The organism is Variovorax paradoxus, assembly GCF_030815855.1.
Lineage (GTDB): Bacteria > Pseudomonadota > Gammaproteobacteria > Burkholderiales > Burkholderiaceae_C > Variovorax > Variovorax paradoxus_M.
Genome location: NZ_JAUSXG010000001.1, coordinates 3,972,257 through 3,993,306, shown reverse-complemented (window position 1 = coordinate 3,993,306; position 21,050 = coordinate 3,972,257). Strand labels below are relative to the sequence as shown.

The 21,050-nt window shown below is 62.6% G+C and carries 19 protein-coding genes and 1 tRNA gene; 15 read left to right on the top strand and 5 right to left on the bottom strand.

All coding sequences use genetic code 11. The features are described from left to right. Positions 1 to 6: 6 nt before the first annotated feature. From QFZ42_RS19215 to QFZ42_RS19180, 8 genes are all read left to right on the top strand, one after another. Positions 7 to 1,137 (top strand): polysaccharide biosynthesis/export family protein, encoded by a 1,131-nt coding sequence (locus tag QFZ42_RS19215; protein ID WP_307704269.1) that lies wholly within the window; start codon positions 7 to 9, stop codon positions 1,135 to 1,137. Next, on the top strand, positions 1,134 to 1,589 hold the full coding sequence (locus QFZ42_RS19210; protein WP_307702486.1) for a low molecular weight protein-tyrosine-phosphatase: 456 nt from the start codon (positions 1,134 to 1,136) through the stop codon (positions 1,587 to 1,589). The genes QFZ42_RS19215 and QFZ42_RS19210 overlap by 4 nt, the downstream gene beginning before the upstream one ends. Beyond that, the gene (locus QFZ42_RS19205) at positions 1,586 to 3,838 is read left to right on the top strand and encodes a polysaccharide biosynthesis tyrosine autokinase (RefSeq protein WP_307702485.1); all 2,253 of its coding nucleotides are present in this window, start codon (positions 1,586 to 1,588) and stop codon (positions 3,836 to 3,838) included. The genes QFZ42_RS19210 and QFZ42_RS19205 overlap by 4 nt, the downstream gene beginning before the upstream one ends. A 341-nt stretch (positions 3,839 to 4,179) precedes the next feature. Next, complete coding sequence (locus QFZ42_RS19200; protein ID WP_307702484.1) at positions 4,180 to 4,890, top strand: sugar transferase; 711 nt, start codon at positions 4,180 to 4,182, stop codon at positions 4,888 to 4,890. 13 nt (positions 4,891 to 4,903) lie between these two features. Beyond that, entirely contained in the window at positions 4,904 to 6,052 is a 1,149-nt protein-coding gene (locus QFZ42_RS19195; protein ID WP_307702483.1) for a polysaccharide pyruvyl transferase family protein, read from the top strand. Positions 6,053 to 6,063: 11 nt separating this feature from the next. Beyond that, complete coding sequence (locus tag QFZ42_RS19190; protein ID WP_307704268.1) at positions 6,064 to 7,143, top strand: glycosyltransferase; 1,080 nt, start codon at positions 6,064 to 6,066, stop codon at positions 7,141 to 7,143. A 53-nt stretch (positions 7,144 to 7,196) separates the two neighbouring features. Further along, positions 7,197 to 8,423, top strand: coding sequence for a hypothetical protein (locus QFZ42_RS19185; RefSeq protein ID WP_307702482.1), 1,227 nt, complete (start codon positions 7,197 to 7,199; stop codon positions 8,421 to 8,423). Between the two features lie 2 nt (positions 8,424 to 8,425). Then, the gene (locus QFZ42_RS19180; protein ID WP_307702481.1) at positions 8,426 to 9,652 is read left to right on the top strand and encodes a lipopolysaccharide biosynthesis protein; all 1,227 of its coding nucleotides are present in this window, start codon (positions 8,426 to 8,428) and stop codon (positions 9,650 to 9,652) included. A 134-nt stretch (positions 9,653 to 9,786) separates the two neighbouring features. Here the strand turns inward: QFZ42_RS19180 and QFZ42_RS19175 are convergent, their stop codons facing one another. The 3 genes from QFZ42_RS19175 to QFZ42_RS19165 form a co-directional block, all read right to left on the bottom strand. Beyond that, a complete protein-coding gene (locus QFZ42_RS19175; RefSeq protein ID WP_307702480.1) occupies positions 9,787 to 12,882 on the bottom strand; it encodes a YjbH domain-containing protein in 3,096 nt (1,031 codons plus the stop codon). Next, positions 12,879 to 13,508: a YjbF family lipoprotein gene (locus QFZ42_RS19170; RefSeq protein WP_307702479.1), complete on the bottom strand. Its 630-nt coding sequence runs from the start codon at positions 13,506 to 13,508 to the stop codon at positions 12,879 to 12,881. The genes QFZ42_RS19175 and QFZ42_RS19170 overlap by 4 nt, the downstream gene beginning before the upstream one ends. Positions 13,509 to 13,642: 134 nt before the next feature. Further along, the gene (locus QFZ42_RS19165) at positions 13,643 to 13,939 is read right to left on the bottom strand and encodes a hypothetical protein (protein WP_307702478.1); all 297 of its coding nucleotides are present in this window, start codon (positions 13,937 to 13,939) and stop codon (positions 13,643 to 13,645) included. A gap of 295 nt (positions 13,940 to 14,234) precedes the next feature. Between QFZ42_RS19165 and petA the strand changes: the two genes are divergently transcribed. The 6 genes from petA to QFZ42_RS19135 all read left to right on the top strand — a co-directional run bounded on the left by petA (position 14,235) and on the right by QFZ42_RS19135 (position 18,554). Continuing rightward, positions 14,235 to 14,852 carry a ubiquinol-cytochrome c reductase iron-sulfur subunit gene (gene petA / locus QFZ42_RS19160; protein ID WP_307702477.1) on the top strand — a complete coding sequence of 206 codons (618 nt, stop codon included), beginning with the start codon at positions 14,235 to 14,237 and terminating at the stop codon, positions 14,850 to 14,852. Between the two features lie 14 nt (positions 14,853 to 14,866). Further along, positions 14,867 to 16,303 carry a cytochrome b gene (locus QFZ42_RS19155; protein ID WP_307702476.1) on the top strand — a complete coding sequence of 479 codons (1,437 nt, stop codon included), beginning with the start codon at positions 14,867 to 14,869 and terminating at the stop codon, positions 16,301 to 16,303. Between the two features lie 29 nt (positions 16,304 to 16,332). Then, a complete protein-coding gene (locus tag QFZ42_RS19150) occupies positions 16,333 to 17,106 on the top strand; it encodes a cytochrome c1 (protein WP_307702475.1) in 774 nt (257 codons plus the stop codon). Positions 17,107 to 17,201: 95 nt separating this feature from the next. Beyond that, entirely contained in the window at positions 17,202 to 17,813 is a 612-nt protein-coding gene (locus QFZ42_RS19145; protein WP_116908513.1) for a glutathione S-transferase N-terminal domain-containing protein, read from the top strand. 41 nt (positions 17,814 to 17,854) lie between these two features. Continuing rightward, complete coding sequence (locus tag QFZ42_RS19140; protein WP_307702474.1) at positions 17,855 to 18,439, top strand: ClpXP protease specificity-enhancing factor; 585 nt, start codon at positions 17,855 to 17,857, stop codon at positions 18,437 to 18,439. A gap of 39 nt (positions 18,440 to 18,478) precedes the next feature. Further along, positions 18,479 to 18,554: transfer RNA gene (locus tag QFZ42_RS19135), tRNA-Thr, on the top strand. Between the two features lie 110 nt (positions 18,555 to 18,664). On the opposite strand, the gene QFZ42_RS19130 is transcribed toward QFZ42_RS19135, so the two are convergent. Beyond that, positions 18,665 to 19,069: a hypothetical protein gene (locus QFZ42_RS19130; protein ID WP_307702473.1), complete on the bottom strand. Its 405-nt coding sequence runs from the start codon at positions 19,067 to 19,069 to the stop codon at positions 18,665 to 18,667. 150 nt (positions 19,070 to 19,219) lie between these two features. Between QFZ42_RS19130 and QFZ42_RS19125 the strand changes: the two genes are divergently transcribed. After that, positions 19,220 to 20,008 (top strand): YoaK family protein, encoded by a 789-nt coding sequence (locus tag QFZ42_RS19125; RefSeq protein ID WP_307702472.1) that lies wholly within the window; start codon positions 19,220 to 19,222, stop codon positions 20,006 to 20,008. Here QFZ42_RS19125 and QFZ42_RS19120 read toward each other — a convergent pair. Further along, a complete protein-coding gene (locus tag QFZ42_RS19120; RefSeq protein ID WP_307702471.1) occupies positions 19,983 to 21,005 on the bottom strand; it encodes an SDR family oxidoreductase in 1,023 nt (340 codons plus the stop codon). The two genes, QFZ42_RS19125 and QFZ42_RS19120, sit on opposite strands and share 26 nt — an antisense overlap. Positions 21,006 to 21,050: the final 45 nt, after the last annotated feature.

Genomic DNA, 21,050 nt, shown 5'->3' with positions numbered 1-21,050 from the left:
CACCCGATGGGGTGGGGTTTTGCCCTAATCGGCGCGTTATTGCTGCAGGGTTGCGCGCCGGGTTTCAGTTCCGTGGCCGCCTACGAGGCGGACCAGAGCCTGCCGCCTGAGTTCCAGTACCTGCCGGCCGACGGCGCACCGGACGGGGTCATCACGTCGATTTCGCCCGCCCTGATCCGTGCCATGGCCGAGGCGCAGCCGACGGCCGTTCCGATCGATGTGAAGGCTCTTTTCGGCGAGGCGCCGGTCTACACCATCGGGCCGGGCGACGTCGTGGGCGTGATCGTCTACGACCACCCGGAACTCCTGCCCAATGCGGGCGCGGTGATCACGCAGCAGGCGGACCCGACAGGCATCAGCGTGGCGCCCGGCTTCATCGTCGGCGCGGACGGGCAGATCACCTTTCCCTACATCGGCCGCGTCAAGCTCCAGGGGTTGACCGAAATCGAGGCTTCCGACCTCATTGCGAAACGCATCGCGACCTACATCAAGGACCCGCAGGTGACGGTGCGCATCCAGTCCTTCAGAAGCCGCCGTGCCTTCGTCGAAGGCGAGGTGCGAACCCCCGGCCTGCAGATCTTCACCGACGTCCCGATGACGCTGGCCGAGGCCATCAGCCGGGCCGGAGGCATCACGGCGAACGGCGACCGTTCGTTCGTGACGCTGCAGCGCGGCGGCAAGTCCACGCTCATCAACTTGCCGAACCTCCAGGACCTGGGCGCCGACGCCAGCCAGATTCCGCTGCGCAATGGCGACGTGGTCCAGGTGCGGCACCGCGACGAGAGCAAGGTGTTCGTGATGGGCGAAATTGCCCGTCCCTCGGCCTTGCTCATGCACAACGGGCGGCTCAGCCTGAACGAAGCGCTGGGCGAGGCCGGCGGTCCCAACCTGGCTGCGGCCAACACGGGGCAGGTTTACGTCATCCGCAACAACGCGAGGGGCCTGCCCGCCATCTTCCACCTGAACGCGAAGAATCCGGCCGCATTGGCGTTGGCCGAGCGCTTCCCGCTGCAGCCGCGCGACGTGGTCTACATCGACTCCGTGCCGCTCGTGACCTGGAACCGCCTGGCCAGCCTGATCCTGCCGGCAGCGCAAGTGATCAATGCCGGCGACGAAGTCTGGAGCCGCCACAGATGAAATCCGTCCTGACAGTCTGCATCGGCAACATCTGCCGCAGCCCGATGGCGGAAGGGCTCCTGGCAGCGGGGCTTCCGCATCTGCGCGTGGCCTCCGCCGGCATCGGCGCGCTTGTCGGCAAGCCGGCCGATGCCACGGCGCAAAAGCTCATGCAGCGGCGCGGCGTCGACATTTCCGGCCACGTGGCGCAGCAGGTCAGCCAGTTGCTGTGCCGCCAGGCCGACCTGATCCTGGTGATGGACGCGGAGCAGCGCCGCTATCTCGAATCGACCTACCCCTTCGTGCGGGGCAAGGTCTTTCGCATTGCCGAGGCGGCCAAGCAGGACGTGCCCGATCCCTACCGAAAAGACGAGGCGGCCTTCGAGCATGCCCTGGCACTCATCGACGTGGGCGCCAGGACCTGGATCGATCGCATTCTGAAAATTACAAAACCCGAGCAGCAACCGACATGAACGCACCCCAGCAAGCCGCCCTGCCGATGCCAGCGCTGGAAGAGGAGAGCGACGGGGTCAACCTCGTCGAGTACCTGGACATCCTTCTCGACAACCGCTGGCTCATCGCCATTGTTGCCGCCGCGGCCTTGTTCCTCGGCGTTGCCTATGCCCTTTTCGGAAAGCCCATGTACGAAGCCAACGTGGCGGTGCAGGTCGAAGACTCCGGCAACTCGGCAGGCAGCTTTCTGGGCGATGCCGCTTCTTCGCTGCTGAGCGTGAAAACCCCCGCCGCGGGCGAAATCGAGATCGTCAAGTCGCGCGCCATCCTTGCGCAGGCCGTGGAGAACACCAAGCTCTATATCGGCGCGCAACCCCGCTATGCACCCGTCGTGGGCAGCTGGCTTGCGCGGCGCGCCACCGATCTGTCGAACCCCGGCTTCATGGGGCTCTCGGGCTACGTGACCGGGACCGAGAAGATCGTCGTTCCCCAGTTCGACGTACCGGCCGATCTCGAAGAGCAACAGTTCTTGCTGACTGTACAAGCCGGCAACCGCTACGAACTGGCTCATCCCGCCATCGAAACTCCGCTCAAGGGCGTCGTCGGAATGCCGCTGACCGCCAACCTTCCGGGCGGCAACCTGCGGTTGTTGATCAGTTCCATCAGCGCCAAGCCCGGCGCCCAGTTCCAGCTGGTCCGCTTTTCGAAGCAGTTGACGCTCCTGTCGTTGCAGGACGGCCTCAAGGTGGTCGAAAAGGGCAAGCAGTCGGGCGTGATCGACGTCAGCTGGAAGCACCCCAGTCCCGAGAAGCTGACCCAGCTGCTCAATGAAATCGGGCGCCTCTACGTTCGCCAGAACATCGAGCGCAAGGCAGCCGAGGCCGAAAAAACCCTGGGCTTCCTCGATACCGCGCTGCCCCAGTTCAAGAAGCAACTCGAGCAATCCGAAGACCTCTACAACCGCTATAGAAACGAGAACGGCACCGTCAGCCTCGACGATGAGGCGAAAAATGCGCTGACCCAGACGGTCGACCTTCAATCGAAACTGCTCGAGGCGCAGCAGAAGCGGCGCGAACTCTCCGCGCGCTTCACGGACAAGCATCCAAGCATCCAGACACTCGATACGCAAATTGCGGCATGGAGGGGCGAGATCGCATCGGTCGATTCGCGAATCCGAAAGATGCCGCTGCTCCAGCAGAACACCGTGCAGATGCAGCGCGACATCAAGGTCAACACCGACCTCTACGTGTCGCTGCTCAACAGCTCGCTGCAGATGCGGTTGGCCAAGGAGGGCAAGGTCGGCAACGTGCGCCTGCTGGACGACGCCATCGTCCCGGAAGAACCGGTCTGGCCCAAGCGGCCGCTGATCGTCGCCATCTCGCTGCTCCTGGGGCTGATGGCCGGGGTTGCCGCGGCGATCGCCAGAAACTCGTTCTTCGGCGGCATTCGCAATCCGAGCGAAATCGAGATGCACACAGGGCTCAACGTCTACAGCAGCATTCCCCTGAGCGGCGCGCAGCGGATGATCGACAGGAGCATCGAAAGCAAGGCGCCCGGCGTGCATATCCTGGCGCTCCAGCATTCCGAAGATCCGGCGGTGGAAAGCCTGCGCAGCCTGCGAACCGCCCTGCAGTTCGCCATGCTGGAGGCACCCAACAATCGCCTGCTCATCTCCGGGGCGACCCCCGGGGTGGGGAAGACTTTTGTTTCCGTCAATTTCGCGGCAATTACCGCTGCATCCGGGAAAAAGGTTCTTCTGGTCGATGCCGATTTGCGCAAGGGCCGGGTTAATCAGTTCTTCTCAATATCCCGATCTTCCGGTTTATCCGAATTGATCGCCGGCACATTGAGTCTGGAAAAAGCCGTTCGCTCGTCGATTCTGCCGAACCTGGATGTGATCACGACCGGCGTGCTTCCACCCAACCCGGCCGAATTGCTCATGAGCGAGTCTTTCTCGCAAATTTTGGAAAAATTGTCGCCGGCCTACGACTTGGTCATCGTCGATACGGCGCCGGTGCTGGTGGCGGCCGACACGGCTTCGGTGGCACCGCTCGCAGGCTCGCTCCTGCTCGTTGCCCGAGCGGAGAAAACCCAGCTCGGCGAATTGAACGAAAGCGTCAGAAGGCTGGCGCATGCGGGTTGTTCGGCCAATGGCGTAATTCTGAATGCTATGGACTTATCTCGACGTCACGCCGGCAGCAGCAGCTACAAATACGGTGGTTACCGTTACATACACTATAAATATAAAAACAACAGGGATATCACCTAGTCTTTGCAGATTCTTCTGTGAAAATTAGACCAGAGTGTGAGATTTATCACTCAGTGCACTCAATCGGTGCCTGTGCTCAGAAGCTAATAACAAAGACCTAGGGTCAAGTGCTTCGTTCTTTTGTATTACGTGGTTGAGTCGCTTGGATGGCGCAATGTTTTCTCCACGCGACATCCTGCAAGGCTCCCGGGCAAAGCCGTAATGGCTTGAAGCCCTGGCCGCAACTTATCACCGACCCGAGAGGGGCAAGCGCGTGCTTGTAAGACGAAAGGTGCTCCAGCAATGAGAGTTCTCAAGTTAGAAACTTGTCTCTGCTTCAAATGTGAGAATGGGGCATTCCAATGACCAATTTTCGCCAAGAGGAATTGACCGAGCCAAGAAGCGAGGAAATGCGCAGCGAATTTGCAGATGCGGCGTGGATAAAAATCCGCCATCCGACCATGCTGCGCGCTGGCAAGAGAGCGGTGGATATTGCTGCTTCTTTGTTCTTTTTTACGGCTTTCGGCTGGCTGTATGTTTTGCTGGCAATTGGTGTTTTTCTCAGTTCCGGGGCCCCCGTGTTGTATTCGCAGCCGCGTTTCGGCCGGGGTGGGCGCGTGTTCAAGTTCTACAAGTTCCGCTCGATGCTGCCGAACTCCGCCCAGATCCTCGAGGAACACCTTCGGAAGGATCCCGTGGCGCGCCAGCAGTGGGACGACTACCAGAAGCTCGAGAACGACCCGCGCATCACCCGGTTCGGCAAGTTCATTCGGAAAACGAGCCTGGACGAGCTGCCGCAGTTCTGGAATGTGCTGGTTGGCGACATGAGCTTGGTCGGCCCTCGGCCGTGCATGCTCGATCAGAAGGGGCTCTATGGCGCCGACTGGTCGTTCTATTGCGCCGTGCGGCCCGGAATCACCGGCCTGTGGCAAGTCAGCGGCCGCAACCAGCTGAGCTACAAAAAGCGCGTGGCGCTGGATGTCGCTTATGTCGAGACGCTTTCCGTCGGAAGGGATATCGGCATTTTCATCAAGACCATCTGGGTGGTTGCCGTGGGCCACGGTTCGCGGTGAGACAGATTCAAAGATGAAAAAGATTTTGATTTGCGCCGTGCCTTTCAGCGACAACCTGGGCGACGGGGTGATCGCCGCATCGTTGGCTCATATTGCCGGGCTGAAGTACCCGCGGGCCAGCGTCGAGTTTCTGGACATTGCCGGCCGCCTCGGGTTCGAGGAGGAAAATCTGCGGGGGGGCGGAGCCTTCCGTGTGTTTGCAAAACTGCCATCCTTGCTGCGATCGCTGATTGTCTTTCTGTACTGCCTCAAGGGCTATTTTCTGGGCTGGCAAAAAAACTGGAAGGCCGCGGTCAGCGATGCCGATCTGATCGTCATCGGAGGCGGGCAGTTGTTTTGCGATGTGGCGCTCAACTTTCCGGCCAAACTGTTTCTCCTGAGCCGGCTGCTGCGCGGAAAGCGGGTGGTGATCGTGTCGGTCGGCGTGACGGCGCGGTGGTCTTTTATGGGCCGGTTCCTGGTCAAACGCTTTTTCAGGAATGCACGGCCGGTGTTCTACGCCACGCGCGACAAGGAGTCGGCCAACAACCTGCACACGCACTTCGGAATTCCGAGGGGAAGCATCAGGGTCGTTCCCGATCCCGCGCTTGTTTGTGCCGATGCGTTTGCTGAAGGGCTCTCGCGCGAGAAGAACTGGGACATCGGGATTTGCGTCAGCAGCCTCGATGCGCTGGTCATGAATTCCGAATATGCCAATTCCAATTCGACGGAATCGGCCCGGTTTTTTTCGACGCTCGCCGAATCGCTGCGGGCCGAAGGAAAGCGGGTGCTTTACTTCACGAATGGCGCGTCCGAAGACAACAAGATCTTGAATGAGATTTTTTCGGAAGCCGGTGCGAAGGAATCCAATTTCCTCGTTCCCCGCCATCCGGACGAACTCGTTTCGCTGATCAGCGCCTGTTCATGCATTGTTGCCCACCGGCTCCATGCCAACATCGTTGCCTACAGCCTGAACATTCCTTCCATAGGAATGAATTGGGACAAGAAGGTCGAATCGTTCTTCGAATTGACCAAACGGAAGCGCTATCTCTTCGATTTGTCGCCCAAGGTGGAAAAACTGGAAGCCTCGGTGCTGGGGCTGCTGAGCGAAAAGACTCCGGACCGGCAAACGCTCGACTTGCTGAGAGGCGAGGTGGTTGCCGGAATTCATGCCTTGATCTGACTGCGCAGGCCATGAAAATATTGCACGTTGCCGAAACGCTCAAGGGCGGGCTGGAGACCTATCTTCGGATGGTTTCGGGCTTCCAGCAGAGCTCTCCCGTCATCAGCCAGGCGAAGTTCATTTTGCCGGGACCGGTGGAATGGCTGAGTTCGCAGGACACCCACGTGGTTCCCACCGCGCGCAGTCCGCTGGCGCTTGCGAGTTATGCCGCCGAAGTCAGGAAAATCATCCGGACCGAGCGGCCCGCCGTTCTTCATCTTCACAGTTCGATTGCCGGCGGAGTGGTGCGCGCGATGGCCTTGCTGGGCCAGGTGCCGCAGGAGACAAAGATCGTCTATTGCTCGCACGGCTGGGCATTCGACCAGATCGGTCCTTCGTACAAGAAGTCGATCTACCGCTGGGTCGAATGGCTGCTGTCGTACTGGAGCGACGCGATCATTTGCATCAGCGACCATGAACTGCGCATTGCGGAAAAGTTCGGCATCAAGAAGTGCCGGTGCATTCCGAACGGAATCACCCCGGCAGCGCCGGCGGTCCCCGATCAGCAAGCGGCGGTTGTTCCCAAGGAAGAATCGCAGAGGACCCGAAGAGTTTTGTTCGTGGGCCGGCTCGACCGGCAAAAGGGTATCGACGTATTGCTCGATTCCTATGCCCGGGTTCGGCCGAAATTCAAGCTGACCATCGTCGGCGGCGCCGTTCGAAACGATCTTTCCCTGGCGCCCTCAGGCGATATCGAGTTCAAGGGCTGGCTCGAGAAGGAGGCGCTCGACGCCGCTTACAAATCCTGCGACGCGGTCATCGTGCCGTCGAGATGGGAAGGCTTCGGCTTTGTCGCCGTGGAGGCCATGGCGCGGAGCAAGCCGGTTTTCGCCTCTGCCGTTGGGGGCCTCGTCGACATCGTCGAGGACACGATCAGCGGGCGGCTGTTTCCGCTCGACCGCCTGGACGAAATGCTGCGCGAAATCGACCAGACCCCGGACGTGGACCTGGTGCGAATGGGACAAGCCGGGCGAGAGATTTTCGAAAAGAAATACACCGCTGACCGAATGAATTCGGCCATCGTCGATCTCTACAAGGAGTCGGTCCTTTGACCAAGTTTTCATCCCTTGTTCCTGCCTCGGGGCGCCTGTCCGGAATCTTCGGGTTGTTCTGCGTCTTTGTGGCGGTTGCTGCCATTTCGGTCTCGGCGCAGGCCCGCGGCGTCAGCGGGTTGAGCACGGAGTACCCGACGGCCCTGAGCGTACAGATCGACCCGGCCACCATTTCGAACGAAGACCTGAACGAAATCAGGGCCGCGGGATTCGAGTTCGTTCGATTCGGCGTGCGGCCTCCGTTGAAGAGCGTCAACCCGGCACTGATCGACTATCCGAACCTGATCCGGCGCGTGAAGAACGCCAGGTTGGAGGCCATCGTGACGCTGTTCGGAGGCAGGGAGATCTGGGGCCACGATCCCTCGGACCTGGGTGCCGGCGGCCAAAGGGAAAAGCTGTTCGCGAACTTCGCTCTCGACTTCATGAACGCGCACGCCGCCGACGTGGCGGTTTGGGAACTGTGGAACGAGCCCGACCACAAGACCTTTCTGAACCCCGCGCTCTTTTCGGACTTTCAAACCGCGACCGCGGAGTTCTGCCGCAGCATCGCGCAGATGAAGACTCCGCCGAACGTCGTCATGGGCTTTGGTTTTGCGAAGCTTCCTTTCAGCCAGGGCCAGGTTCCTCTGCAACTCGAAAACGCCTTCGTGTCGGCGGCCAAGGCCAACTGCCTGACGGACATCTCTATCCATCCCTACCGCTCCGTGCCCGAAACGGCCGTGGCCGACTATGGAAAGCTGCGCGGCAAGCTGGACGAGCTGCAGCTCGGAAAAGTCGGCATCGTCGCTTCCGAATGGGGCTATGCGTCGTACCTGCCGGTGCGCGACCGCAACACCCAGGCTTCGCTGATCTTCCGCGAGTACCTCACCAACGTTGCGGCCGGCATCAAGCTTTTGAACCTCTACGCCTGGCAGGACCGGGGAACGTCGGCGATTTCGAGAGAAGACAATTTCGGTCTCAAGTCGAAGGGCGGCGAGAAAAAGGAAGCCTTCTCGAGCCTCAGCGAGTTTCTCAAGATCGCCAGGAATTCCAGGAAGGTTTCCTACGAGAGCGGCTCCGGCTTGAACAAGCTGGTGCTGAGCCGTGGAAATTCGCTGCTCCACGTGGTGTGGACGCAAAGCTCGGAGCAGAACGTGGTGGTTCCGGCCGCCAAGGGAAAGAAGTGCACGCGCGTCGACTTCTTTCCGCAGGTGCGCCATGGAACCTGCGGCAATCCAGTGGACGGGGGCTTTGCGGCCAAGGCAACCGCCTATCCGTTCCTGTTGTCGATTTCTGATTAGGGATGGCGTCCTTCTCGGGAATTCGAAAGCGCCTTGGACCGGTCTATGCCGTTGCAGATCAATGCATCTATAGCGCGAGCCAGCTGCTGCTGAGCTTTGCGCTGGCCCGGGTGCTGTCGCCCTCCGACTTCGGTATTGCGTCGGCTTTCCTCGCGATCGTCAGTTTCCAGTACATCCTGCATACGGCGGTGGTGCATGAACCGCTCTTGATCAAGCGCTACTACGAGGATCGCTCCGCCGCCTGGTGGAGCTGGGCGATCGTCGTCGCGGTATCCGTGGCCGGCTTCCTGGTCTGGCAATTCACGGGGTTCCCGGGGCCTCTCAACTGGGCCGGCGTGGCCTTGATCGTCGGCTACGAGATATTCTGGATTTCTCGCAGCGTCCTGCTCGTGGGGCGCCGGTTCGCGGTGCTGTGCGTATCGGGTGTCCTGATCTGCATCGGCTATGTGGCGGTCCTGATCGGCTTGCGGCCTGCCTCGTGGACGCAGGCCTTGCTGTGGATTGCCGTGATCCAGCTGCCGTTCCTCGCGTTGATTGCCGGGAGCCTGAAGCATGTGATTGCGCCTCTTCCGGCGCCGGCCGACTCGCAGGCCCTGACCATCCGGGAAGCCACCGCCTATGGCTGGAAAGCCAGTCTGTCGCAGCTCATGAGCTGGATCATGACCGGGGGCGCCATCTTGCTGTTGGGCTCCTCGGCGGATTCAGCCCAAGGCGGCTTGCTGAAGATCTACATCACGTTCCTGCTGCCCATGCAATACGTGCTGCTTGCGTTGGGCTACTACATCCTGCCGAAGCTCGCGGCCAGCTGGAAATCCGACGACCGAAGAGAGGCGTTTCGCCTCTTCATCAAGTTCGTCGTTTTCGGATTCCTGGTTGCGGAGATCGGCGGCGTGGTGCTGGGGCTGCTGGGGCCTTACCTCGTGGTTCTGGCGTTCGGCAAGAACTACGGCGGAATGGATTTTTCGCCGTTCTTCTATGCGCCCGCCATCTTCGGCCTCACGATGTGCCTGAGAACGGGGTTCAGGGCGGCGGCGCGTCCGGGTGCTCTCCTGTGGTGCTCGATCTTCGGTGCGCTGGTGTTCGCGGCGCGCATGCTCATCGCGAAGCCCCCGATTTCCTACATCCAGACCATCAACGCCATGACGCTGGGCTTCGCCTGCATGGCGGCCCTGATGATCGGCTGGCTGTTCTTCATCATGCGCGGCGCCGCTGCGCCGACGGCCCGCTGAACCGGCAACGCATGAAAACAGCCCCGCCCTGATTCAGAAACACCGCGGAACCGGCTTTGCCGGGCCGCTGGTGTTGCCCCCTTGAGGGGGGAGTCGAGCTACACGAAGTGAGCGAGGGACGGGGGTGGGTCGTCCTACCGCCTTTCGAAGTTCAGGATGTTGTCGCCCGTGCCCGGCGCGCCGCTGTCCGGCGGCGCGAACTTGAAGGCACTCGGGTCGCGGGCGGATGTCATCTCGTAGAGCGGATGGATCCGACCCAGTCGTGCGCCGCCGTCGCGCACCAGCGGTGCCCACGCGAAGTTGGCGGTGAACTTGTTCGAGCGCGGCAGCAGCGCGTCGAAGGGCACGGAAATATAAATGCCCTTGTCGAAGCTGCCCTCGCCGAACTGCCTTGCCGACACATTGGTCTTGGTGGCGTAGGCGCCAAGCACCACGCCGTTGTCGAAGCGGCGGCTGATGTCGATGGTGACGCCGCGATCGCCCGCCAGGTACTGGCCCGCGCTGATCTTGGCCAGCACGCCGTTCCAGCCGGTATCCCAGTACAGGGTGGCGTGGCCGGTGTTCACCTTGTAGTCGCGCAGACCGAAGTCCTGCTCGAAGTCGCGCTGCCGCACGTGGTTGAAGTCGACGCCAATCGCCATGCGGCTGCGCCATGGCCGATAGAGCCATTCCGCCCCGACGCCCGCATACATGCTTTCCAGCGCACCGCCGTACACGCTGTAGTACTGGTTGTCGGTCAGCTTGCCGACGTGCGTCAGCTGCAGCACCGGCATGGTCAGGCGCTTGGAAGTGACGTACTCGCGCTGGAGGGTTCGCACGCGGGGCAGGTTGCTGGGCGCGGTGTAGGTGAACTTGTCGAAGTTGTCGACGAGGCGCAGGTTCAGTGCGCCGTTGACCCAGGTGCTCGGGGTGAAGCGGTATTCCGCCACCGCCTGCACGCCGATCTGGTAGAGCACGAATGCATTGGGGCCGCCGAGAATCTGGCCGAGGCTGGGTGTGAGCCCGATGCTGAACTTCGAGCTGCGGCGCTCCCATGGCGCCAGTGCCTTGTTGTCGTCCACGATGCCGGAGGCGTCTCTGGATGCGACGGCGGCATTGGCGCTGTCGCCCTTCGAAGCGCCGGAGGCCGCGTCGTCGGAGCCGATAGGCGGCGGTGCGTAGTCGCGCTGGCTGGCCGCGCGGGCCTCGCTGGGCGTCTGCGCCTGGTAGTGCGCCGTGACCCATTCGTTCCGGTCGACCACTTGCGCGTGCATCGACAAGCCTCGTTCCGAATAATGGATGACGAAATTCTTGATCGAGCCCGGCGCATCGCGATGCAGCACGGCGATGATCTGTTCGACGCGGGCGTTCCGGTACACGGTGGCGCTTTCGGTGATCCAGACGTGCAGCATCTGGCCTTGCGGCGCAATGCGTTGAACGGTCCATTCCGTGCGGCTTTCGATGTCCGCCGCAGTGGCCGCCCAACCCGGGGACTCGGCGGGTGGTGTCGGCGAAAAGCGCGGCGCCGGAGCATCCGCCGTCTTGGCCATCTGCATCGTCGCCAGATTGGTCTGCAGCGTAAGGCCCACCATCACTTTGTTGCCGCGCTCGAACCCGGCGGAGAACGTCACGCCGGGGGCATAGCGGTATTCCAGGCCGATGTTGAACGGGGAGCGCCGCGGCTGGTTGTTGTTGAGCGGCTCGTTCTTGTAGTCGTTGCCTTCGAATTCGAGCTTGAGCGTCAACGGGTCCCAGGGCGTGCGCCATTGCACGCCGCCAAAGAGTGCGGTGGGCCCTCGGAAGAGGCGGCCGAAGTTGGCGCCGCCCCACGTCGTCTCGCTGACGCGGGTCTTGAAGCGGCTGCTCAGTACGCCGAAGGGGTTGCTGATGGTCCCGCTGCTTCCCATGTAGCCCCAGCCGATGCCGAGACTGAAATCCAGGTCGCCATGGCGCTTGCTTGCCACAAGGTACTCGGAAGAAAAGAGACCGGTGCCGCCGATGTCGCGAAAGCCCAGGGCCACTTCGGGAAGGTAGGCCGATTCTTTCCACAGCCGCGCCTTGAGGTCGATGCTCTTGTCCTTGTAGCCCTGGTTGCTGAGGCCGATGCCGTAGATCCGGTTGCTGATGGACGTGTAGCGGAAGCCGGCTTCCAGCCAGTCCAGCGGCTGGAACATCACGTTCAGCCGCGTATAGGGCCAGACGTGGGTGATCGACGTGCGCATGTCTCCCGTTTGCCCCATGCGGGCCGAGGGTGTCTGCAGCAAGCCGGTTTCGCCCCAGTCATTGCCGCTGGACTGCAACGCGCGGTACTGCGGCGCCGCCTCGGGACGCACCGAAACGACGGTCGGCCGGAATGGCGCGGCCGCCGGTGCCGCGGGCTCGGACGAAAGCCCGGCCTGCGGCATGGGCGGTGGTGCCGCAGCCGCAGCTTCAGCGGTCACGGGGGACGCTCCGGTCATGGCCGCCATGGCGCCGCCTTGCGGCGACGGTCCCTGGGTGGCCAGGAACTTGATCATGCCCTCGGAAACCGTCTCCAGGTCGTCCATGCCGCGAGGCGCCGCCCAGACCCATGCGCCCGGTGCCGGCTCGTCCGAAAGATGCGCGTTCCACTTCGCCATGCCGACGCGGGCGGTTCGGCCGTCGGGCTGCGCCACCCATGCCCAGTCGTGCTTGCCTTCGGGGTCGCAGGCGGCGACATAGTCCCACGCCGTGCGGCCGGGCTCATGAGCGACCTGGCAGAGCTGCCCATCGGGTTGCACCACCGAAATCGTCTTCACGGCGGGCGGAGGCGCAATGAGCTGCTGGCCCGCCGTCAGCACCGGGTCTTCGTCCGGATGCGCTTCGAGCCAGCGTGGATCGACGATGCCGAGTGCGACCCGTCCGGTCACGGGGAGGTTCTGCAGCCATGTGATCAGCTGCAGGCGCTGACCCTGCTCTTCCCGGGGCGCGCGCCGCCTCGCGGCCTCGAGCCGCAGCAGCACCTGGTTCTTGAGGAACTGCTGCGCCAGGCGCTCCTGCGGAACGCGCCACGCCAGGCCGGGCGCCGCCGTCTCGGCGGGCTGGCGAAGCAGCCAGGCACTCAGCCGCTCGCCGGGGCGAATGTCTGCATCGTTGGCGGGAGTCTTGTTGTCGACGGGATTGCCGCCGACTGGCTGGGCGCCGGCGGTGCAGCTCGCCGCGAGCGCGCAGGCTACCGCAGCGCGGAGCGGCCAGGGATGTCTGCGAAAGCCACGGGGAAGCAAACCGCTCATGTACCAGCGCTCGCCGCTGCGACGGGTGCTGGGGAGGAGGAAGAAGGCGTCCACTGCTCGAAGCTCATACACAGATCATTGGAAATACATTGCTCGGAATAAACGACCCGAGGGGTTCCGCCCGCTTGCGAAACGCCGAAGCGCGCGGGAGGCAACGAGGCGGTCGCCGGGCGAGAAACGCTGCGCTCTTCATACCAGCGCAGCGAAGCAGCAGCCGTGCCAGCCAGGGCCGCTTGCTGCGGCGCGGCAATGGGCGTCAGCACGATTTCGTCGCGAATGCCGAAGCGGTAGCCCGGCATCATGTCGCGCTGGCGCTGATAGGTTTTCGCGATGGGCGGGCTGCTCGCATCGGCGGTCCACGCGGGCAGGCCGGAAAACCGCACCTCCCGCCAGTCGGTGGAAAGGCCGGTGGTTCCCACAAGGCGCCCGTCGAGCAACCTGACAACCTCGCCGCTGCCGCTGTACCAGACTTCGACAGCACCTTCGGGGCGCTGGTCGATATAGCCGAGCACCATGAAAACCGCTTCGTCGCCCGTCGCTACGCGCAAATAGCGGTAATTCGGATTGAAGGTGGGTTGGGGGGCGGCGGGTTTGCCGCTATAGATATGCCGCGCCGTCGCCAGCATGGCAGAGGATCCGGAAGAACAGCCGCCAACGCCCAAAAGAAATGCCGCCAGAAGACAGCATTCAACAAGTCGCGTGGCGTGGCCAACGCGCGGACTTTTCAGCGAATGCCCTCCCGCGAGGAGGGCCCGCACGATTAATTCGTGCCGGTCGTGCCTGTACCGCCCGTGCCGCCCGTACCACCGGTGCCGCTGCCGCCACCGCTGTTGCCGCCGTTGCCGCTCGCAACAGCAGCGGCCAGTCCGACACTGGCTGCGACGCCGCCAGCCTGACCGGCGGTAATGCGGCCGAATGCGGAATTGGTGGCGCCCGTGGCGCTTGCCGGCTGCGGGCCGGGCGTTTGAACCGGAGGCGGGGTTTGGGCCAGCGCCGAAGAAATACCCAGCGCGGCGACGACTATGACGGTTGCGGAAACCAGTGGCTTGATTCTCATGGCAAACATCCTTCGAATTGACGATTAACAATTGGGTCAAGATTAGCAGCTAGCGAAGTGTGCCGCAACTAATTTAGCCCTTTGTCGCCCCTTTGAACGTGCAAATCGGTGTGTCGAAATGTCTTGTTAATAAGTTGCAAATCAATACTAATTAATTGTTCTTAATAGCGCTTGCGAGTGGCTGGGCGAGGCGCATTCGCGCGTGCTCCGAACCGGCGGCGTTGAATATGCCCGCAACAGCCCGCTACAATCGCCGGTTGACCCTGCTCCAGCGAAGAAGACTTAGAGGATCCCCATGAGTGACATGACCTCCGGTTCCCCCCGGATCGACACAAGCAAGCGGACGTGGTTGATCGCATCCAGCTGTGCCGGCGTAGCGGGAGGCGTGGCCACCGCGATTCCCTTTGTGAGTACATTCCAGCCCTCCGAAAAGGCCAAGGCCGCGGGCGCCGCCGTCGAAGTGGACATCGGCGGCCTCAAGGTCGGCGAGAAGATCACCGTCGAGTGGCGCGGCAAGCCCGTCTGGATCCTCAAGCGCTCGAATGAGCAATTGGAAGAGCTGGCCAAGCTCGACGGCCAGCTGGCCGATCCGCTTTCCAAGCGGCATCCCGACGAATTCACCCCCAAGTACGCGCAGAACGAGCACCGTTCGATCCGGCGCGATGTGCTGGTGGTGGTGGGCATCTGTACCCACCTCGGCTGTTCGCCGGTCGACCGCCTCCAGGCCGGTCCGCAGCCTTCGCTGCCGAACGACTGGGAAGGCGGCTTCCTGTGCCCTTGCCATGGCTCCACCTTCGATCTGGCCGGCCGCGTCTTCAAGAACAAGCCCGCGCCCGACAACCTGCCTGTGCCCCCGCACATGTACCTGTCGGACACCAAGCTCCTGATCGGTGAAGACTCCAAGAAGGCCTGAGGCAGAAGAAGAACATGGCTGAATTCCACGAAATTTCCCCCAACGCGCCCGCGGGCGAGAAGCTGCTCAACTGGGTCGACAACCGTTTCCCGCTGACCAAGCTCTGGAACGACCAATGGGGCAAGTACTACGCGCCGAAGAACTTCAACTTCTGGTACATCTTCGGCTCGCTCGCGATGCTGGTGCTGGTGATCCAGATCGTGACCGGCATCTTCCTCGTCATGCACTACAAGCCCGACGCGAACCAGGCGTTCGCTTCGGTCGAGTACATCATGCGCGACGTGCCCTGGGGTTGGCTCATCCGCTACATCCACTCGACGGGCGCCTCGGCGTTCTTCATCGTGGTGTACCTGCACATGTTCCGCGGCCTCATGTACGGCAGCTACCGCAAGCCGCGCGAGCTGATCTGGGTCTTCGGATGCGCGATCTTCCTGTGCCTGATGGCCGAAGCCTTCATGGGCTACCTGCTGCCGTGGGGCCAGATGAGCTACTGGGGCGCCCAGGTGATCGTGAACCTGTTCGCGGCCGTTCCGTTCATCGGTCCTGACCTGGCGCTCTTGATTCGCGGCGACTACGTGGTGAGCGACGCCACGCTCAACCGCTTCTTCAGCTTCCACGTGATCGCCGTGCCGCTGGTGCTGCTCGGCCTCGTGGTGGCCCACCTGATTGCGCTGCACGAAGTCGGTTCGAACAACCCCGACGGCATTGAAATCAAGGCCAACCGCGGTCCCGACGGCCACCCCCTCGACGGCATTCCGTCGCATCCGTACTACACGGTGCACGACATCTTCGGCGTGGTGGTGTTCCTCACGATCTTCTCGGCCGTGATCTTCTTCGCGCCGGAAGCGGGCGGGTACTTCCTCGAGTACAACAACTTCATTCCGGCCGATTCGCTCAAGACGCCGAACCACATCGCTCCGGTCTGGTACTTCACGCCGTTCTATTCGATGCTGCGTGCAACCACCGACGACATGGTCAACGTGTTTGCGCTGATCATCGGCCTGGCCGCCATCCTGAACTTCGTCAAGGGCAAGTCGAGCACGGCACTGAAGATCGCAGTCGTCGTCGTGGCCGCCGTGGCGATCTTCCTGCTCAAGGCCTTCGACGCCAAGTTCTGGGGCGTGGTCGTGATGGGTGGCTCGGTCATCATCCTGTTCTTCCTGCCTTGGCTCGACAAGAGCGAAGTCAAGTCGATCCGCTATCGCCCGAGCTGGCACAAGTATGTCTACGGCGTCTTCGTGTTCTTCTTCCTGATCCTGGGCTATCTGGGTATCCAGGCGCCCGGCGTCTGGGGCAGCCTCGTCATCGGTTCGTTCGCGCTGGACATCGCGCAGACCATTTCCCAGATCGGCACGCTTTTCTACTTCGGTTTCTTCCTGCTCATGCCCTGGTGGAGCAGCAAGGGCGAGTTCAAGCCCGTGCCCGACCGCGTGACCTTCGCCGCCCATTGAGAAGCCCCAAAGAGCTCGAGAGAAACACGATGAAGAAATGCATTTCTGGCTGGCTCGCGGTTGTGGGTCTGGCGCTGGGCCTGACCTTTTCCGCAGCCGCATCGGCCGAATCCGGCGGTATTGCGTGGGACAAGGCGCCCAACAAGACCACCGACGTGGCCTCGCTTCAGAACGGCGCCAAGCTGTTCGTCAACTACTGCCTGAACTGCCACTCGGCAGCCTTCATGCGCTACAACCGCCTGCAGGACATCGGCATCACCGAGCAGCAGATCAAGGACAACCTTCTCTTCTCGACCGACAAGGTCGGCGAAACCATGAAGGCCAACATCGACGTGCGCCAGGCCAAGGACTGGTTCGGCACCACGCCGCCCGACCTGACGCTGGTTGCGCGTTCGCGCGCCGGCCACGGCGGCACCGGCGCCGACTACCTGTACACCTACCTGCGCACCTACTACCGCGACGACACCAAGGCCACCGGCTGGAACAACCTCGTGTTCCCGAGCGTCGCCATGCCCAATCCACTGTGGGAACTGCAAGGCGAACGCCGTCCGGTCTACACCAAGGTCGAGCAGCACGGCCATGCCACCGAAGTGTTCAAGGGCTGGGAGCAAGTCACTCCCGGCACCATGACGCCGCTGCAGTTCGACAATGCGGTGGGCGATCTGGTGAGCTACCTGCAATGGATGGCCGAACCGGCACAGAACACACGCATCCGCATCGGCGTGTGGGTGCTGCTGTTCCTGGTCGTGTCCCTGGTTTTCGTGTGGCGACTGAACGCCTCGTACTGGAAAGACGTCAAGTAGTTCCGTCCACGCCGACCGGGCGCGCCATGCGTCCGGTCCCACAGAGTGGGTTGCCAACGCGACCCACTCTTTTTGATTTTTAGGAGTCTCTCGCCATGATGGTCTTGTATTCAGGAACGACCTGCCCCTTTTCCCACCGCTGCCGCTTCGTGTTGTTCGAGAAGGGCATGGACTTCGAAATCCGCGACGTCGATCTCTACAACAAGCCCGAAGACATCAGCGTGATGAACCCGTACGGCCAAGTGCCGATTCTGGTCGAGCGCGACCTGATCCTGTACGAGTCGAACATCATCAACGAGTACATCGACGAGCGCTTTCCGCACCCGCAGCTGATGCCCGGCGACCCGGTCGACCGCGCGCGCGTGCGCCTGTTCCTGCTCAACTTCGAGAAGGAACTGTTCGTTCACGTGGCCACGCTCGAGAACCGCACCACCAAGGGCAACGAGAAGGCCATCGAAAAGGCCCGCTCGCACATCCGCGACCGCCTCACGCAACTGGCGCCCGTGTTCCTCAAGAACAAGTACATGCTGGGCGACAACTTCTCGATGCTCGACGTGGCCATTGCGCCGCTGCTCTGGCGCCTCGACTACTACGGCATCGACCTCAGCAAGAATGCGGCGCCGCTTCTGAAGTACGCCGAGCGCATCTTCTCGCGCCCGGCCTACATCGAAGCACTGACTCCGTCCGAAAAGGTCATGCGAAAGTAAGTAAGCTGCGTGCTTGCTTCCATCGCTTTTCGCCGTCTTTCATGATCAACGCGCTCGAGTCGTCCTCCACCCGCCCCTACCTCATTCGGGCGCTGTACGAATGGTGCACCGACAACGGGTTCACGCCCTATGTCGCGGTGCAGGTCGATGACACCGTCCAGGTGCCGCGCGAGTACGTGAAAAACGGCGAGATCGTGCTGAACATCAGCTTCGATGCGACCAGCTCGCTCAAGCTCGGCAACGATTTCATCGAGTTCAAGGCACGTTTTGCCGGCAGCGCGCGCGAAATCATCGTGCCGGTGGGCCGCGTGATTGCGATCTATGCGCGCGAGAACGGGCAGGGCATGGCTTTTCCCGCTCCCGTGCCGGCCGGCAGCGGCGCCGAGGGCGGTGCTGCTTCCCCGAATGCGGGATCGCCCCAGGGCCCCTCCCGCATGCCGCTGCGCGACGCGTCGCGCGGCACCGAGGGCGATGCCGGCAAGATCGTTCATCTGGTCACAGGTGAAGACGCGGACGAAACAGTCGATGTTGGAGACGACATCGGTTCGCCCAGCGAGCCCACCGACGAGCCGCCGCGTCCACCGGCCGGCGGCGGCAGCCGTCCGTCGCTCAAGCGCGTGAAGTAGGCCGGCTCCGCACCGCTAAAATCCTTCAAGAGAATTCGTGCCGCTTTAGCTCAGTTGGTAGAGCACCCGCCTTGTAAGCGGAAGGTCGTCAGTTCGATTCCGACAAGCGGCACCACATCGAAATCCCGGACGGCACTCGCCTGGACCGGCAAGCAAGAAGCGGCGATCTGCTCGCCCCCTTCTCGCCCATTCCCCTGCTGTTTCCCGTAGCTGCTGAAGATCAGATCAGCAGCGTCCCTTCTTGGCCTGACCCGGAGGGCAGTGGTGTCCGCCACCGCCACGATGGTCATCGCCGTGATCGGCGTGGCGAGGCTGTTCCGCACGGCGCCAGTTGCCTTCCATCCACCGCCATCCGCCGTCTGCCTGAACCCAGCGACCCGGTGCATAGGCGTAGTCCGGCCGTGCTGCCTGCCAGAAACCGGCGTGCCAGACGTAGGCGCGTTCGTTCCATTGCCAACGCCCCGGCACCCACACCTGGCCCGCTCTTGGTCCGGGCATGGGCTCATAGCGAGGCGCGGGAGGCGCCACCTGGATCAGGCCGGGCAGATTGATGTTGACCGACACCTGTGCCGCGGCGGGCAGGGCCGACGCGACCAACGCGGCGGCCACCAGAAGAGCTGAGACTTTCATTGGAACCTTTGGATATGTGAACACGTATGCACAACGCAGACCGGTGCAAAGTGTAATCAGCACATTCCTCAGGGCGGCCGCATGAAAACCATGGTATGCAGCGTCTGGCCCAGCTGCCAATGCTAGAGTCCAAGTGCAAGTTGCACGCTGATGCGCAGACTCCGCTTTCTTACCCACCGGCACCGCGCCCCTTCCACGAATCGGGCGCTCGGCCTGTTGCTGGCCTTCAACGCCGGTGCGGTCAATGCGGGCGGCTTCCTGGTGCTGCACATGTACACCTCGCACATGACGGGCTTTGCGTCGCAGTTCGCCGACGGGCTGGTGTTGGGCAACACCAAGCTGCTGCTGAACGCGCTGGGCGCCATCCTGGCCTTTATTTCGGGTGCAGCCGTCTGCGCGATCCTCGTGAACTGGGGTCGCCAGCATCACTTGCGCAGCGTCTATGCGGTCCCACTTCTGCTCGAGGCCGCGCTCATGTTCCCTTTTGGCCTGATGGGCGCCATCACGCTGACATGGTCCACGCCGTTCGCCGTGCCGCTCACCGTGCTGCTGCTGTCCTTCATCATGGGCCTGCAGAACGCCGTCGGATCGAAGACCTCCGGCGGCAGCATCCGCACCACGCACATGACAGGCAACATCGCCGATCTGGGCATGGAACTGGGCAAGCTGCTCTACTGGAACCGCCATGCGACACCGGCGCGCGCGATGGTGCGCCACAACCGCCGCCGCATGCAAGCGGCGGGCGGGTTGATCGGCATGTTCGTGCTCGGCGGCGTCGTCGGGGCGCTCGGCTTCAGTTACGTCGGCTTCGTGTGCGTTGTGCCGCTCGCGGCATTGCTGCTTGCCATCTCGGTGCCGCCCCTCACGCGGGACGTGCCGCGCTCCAGAACGCTGCAGAAACTCCTGAGGGCATTCAGACGGCACCCACACTGCCAGTGACCGGCAGCACGATGCCCGTGATGTAGCTGGCGCAGCTCGGCGCGGCCAGGAACACGTAGGCTGGCGAGAGTTCTTCGGGTTGTGCCGGTCTTTGGATGTCGGTGTTCTTGCCGAAGTCTTTCACCTTCTCGGGCGGGCTGTCCGCCGGGTTCAGAGGCGTCCACACCGGCCCCGGCGCCACCGCATTCACGCGGATGCCCTTGGGCAGCAGGTTGCTGGCCAGCGACTTGGTGAACGCATGGATGGCGCCCTTGGTGGTCGAGTAGTCGAGCAGGTGCGCGCTGCCCTCCAGGCCAGTGACCGAGCCGGTGTTGATGATCGACGAACCCTGGCCCAGATGCGGGACAGCGGCGCGCGCCATCTGGAAGTAGCCGAAGACATTGGTCCTGAGCGTCAGCTCGAAGCGCTCGTCGGTAATGTCCTCGATCGAGGCCGCGTGCAACTGGAAGGCCGCGTTGTTCACGAGGATGTCGAGCTTGCCGAAGGCTTCGAGCGTCTTGTCGACCGCTTCGCTGCAGAACGCCGGGTCGCACACGTCGCCTTTGATCGTGATGCAGCGCGTGCCCTCGGCCTCGACGTAGCGCCGGGTTTCCTCGGCGTCCTCGTCTTCTTCCAGGTAGGCGATGGCCACGTCCGCGCCCTCACGGGCATAGAGCAGCGCGACGGCGCGTCCGATGCCGGAGTCGCCCCCCGTGATCAGCGCCGTCATGCCCTCGAGCTTGCCGCTGCCCTGGTAATCCGGCGCCTCGAAGCGGGGGCGCAGCGCCATGTCGGCTTCAAGGCCCGGCTTGCTCAGGTGCTGCGCCGGCATCGGGTTGACCGGCTGGGGGCGCGAGCCTGCCTGCGCGGGTTGGCTGGACTTCTTGGCGGCGGGTTTCGCGCTGTCCTTTTCATCTTGCGCGCGCTGAACTTCCCGATGCTTGGCTGCCGTGTGGGCTGCTCCCGCGGATTTGGATGACTTGGCGGATTTCGGGGGTGATGCGGTGGTCGATTTCATGGTGCCTGGGCTCCTCATGCAAATGACCACCGTAAAACTCCCCGG

Excerpts from the sequence above, each read along its gene's own strand:
- QFZ42_RS19215 (WP_307704269.1), top strand. The coding sequence starts at position 7 with ATGGGGTGGGGTTTTGCCCTAATCGGCGCGTTATTGCTGCAGGGTTGC.
- QFZ42_RS19210 (WP_307702486.1), top strand. The coding sequence starts at position 1,134 with ATGAAATCCGTCCTGACAGTCTGCATCGGCAACATCTGCCGCAGCCCG.
- QFZ42_RS19205 (WP_307702485.1), top strand. The coding sequence starts at position 1,586 with ATGAACGCACCCCAGCAAGCCGCCCTGCCGATGCCAGCGCTGGAAGAG.
- QFZ42_RS19200 (WP_307702484.1), top strand. The coding sequence starts at position 4,180 with ATGACCAATTTTCGCCAAGAGGAATTGACCGAGCCAAGAAGCGAGGAA.
- QFZ42_RS19195 (WP_307702483.1), top strand. The coding sequence starts at position 4,904 with ATGAAAAAGATTTTGATTTGCGCCGTGCCTTTCAGCGACAACCTGGGC.
- QFZ42_RS19190 (WP_307704268.1), top strand. The coding sequence starts at position 6,064 with ATGAAAATATTGCACGTTGCCGAAACGCTCAAGGGCGGGCTGGAGACC.
- QFZ42_RS19180 (WP_307702481.1), top strand. The coding sequence starts at position 8,426 with ATGGCGTCCTTCTCGGGAATTCGAAAGCGCCTTGGACCGGTCTATGCC.
- QFZ42_RS19175 (WP_307702480.1), bottom strand. The coding sequence starts at position 12,882 with ATGAGCGGTTTGCTTCCCCGTGGCTTTCGCAGACATCCCTGGCCGCTC.
- QFZ42_RS19170 (WP_307702479.1), bottom strand. The coding sequence starts at position 13,508 with ATGCTGGCGACGGCGCGGCATATCTATAGCGGCAAACCCGCCGCCCCC.
- QFZ42_RS19165 (WP_307702478.1), bottom strand. The coding sequence starts at position 13,939 with ATGAGAATCAAGCCACTGGTTTCCGCAACCGTCATAGTCGTCGCCGCG.
- petA (WP_307702477.1), top strand. The coding sequence starts at position 14,235 with ATGAGTGACATGACCTCCGGTTCCCCCCGGATCGACACAAGCAAGCGG.
- QFZ42_RS19155 (WP_307702476.1), top strand. The coding sequence starts at position 14,867 with ATGGCTGAATTCCACGAAATTTCCCCCAACGCGCCCGCGGGCGAGAAG.
- QFZ42_RS19150 (WP_307702475.1), top strand. The coding sequence starts at position 16,333 with ATGAAGAAATGCATTTCTGGCTGGCTCGCGGTTGTGGGTCTGGCGCTG.
- QFZ42_RS19145 (WP_116908513.1), top strand. The coding sequence starts at position 17,202 with ATGATGGTCTTGTATTCAGGAACGACCTGCCCCTTTTCCCACCGCTGC.
- QFZ42_RS19140 (WP_307702474.1), top strand. The coding sequence starts at position 17,855 with ATGATCAACGCGCTCGAGTCGTCCTCCACCCGCCCCTACCTCATTCGG.
- QFZ42_RS19130 (WP_307702473.1), bottom strand. The coding sequence starts at position 19,069 with ATGAAAGTCTCAGCTCTTCTGGTGGCCGCCGCGTTGGTCGCGTCGGCC.
- QFZ42_RS19125 (WP_307702472.1), top strand. The coding sequence starts at position 19,220 with ATGCGCAGACTCCGCTTTCTTACCCACCGGCACCGCGCCCCTTCCACG.
- QFZ42_RS19120 (WP_307702471.1), bottom strand. The coding sequence starts at position 21,005 with ATGAAATCGACCACCGCATCACCCCCGAAATCCGCCAAGTCATCCAAA.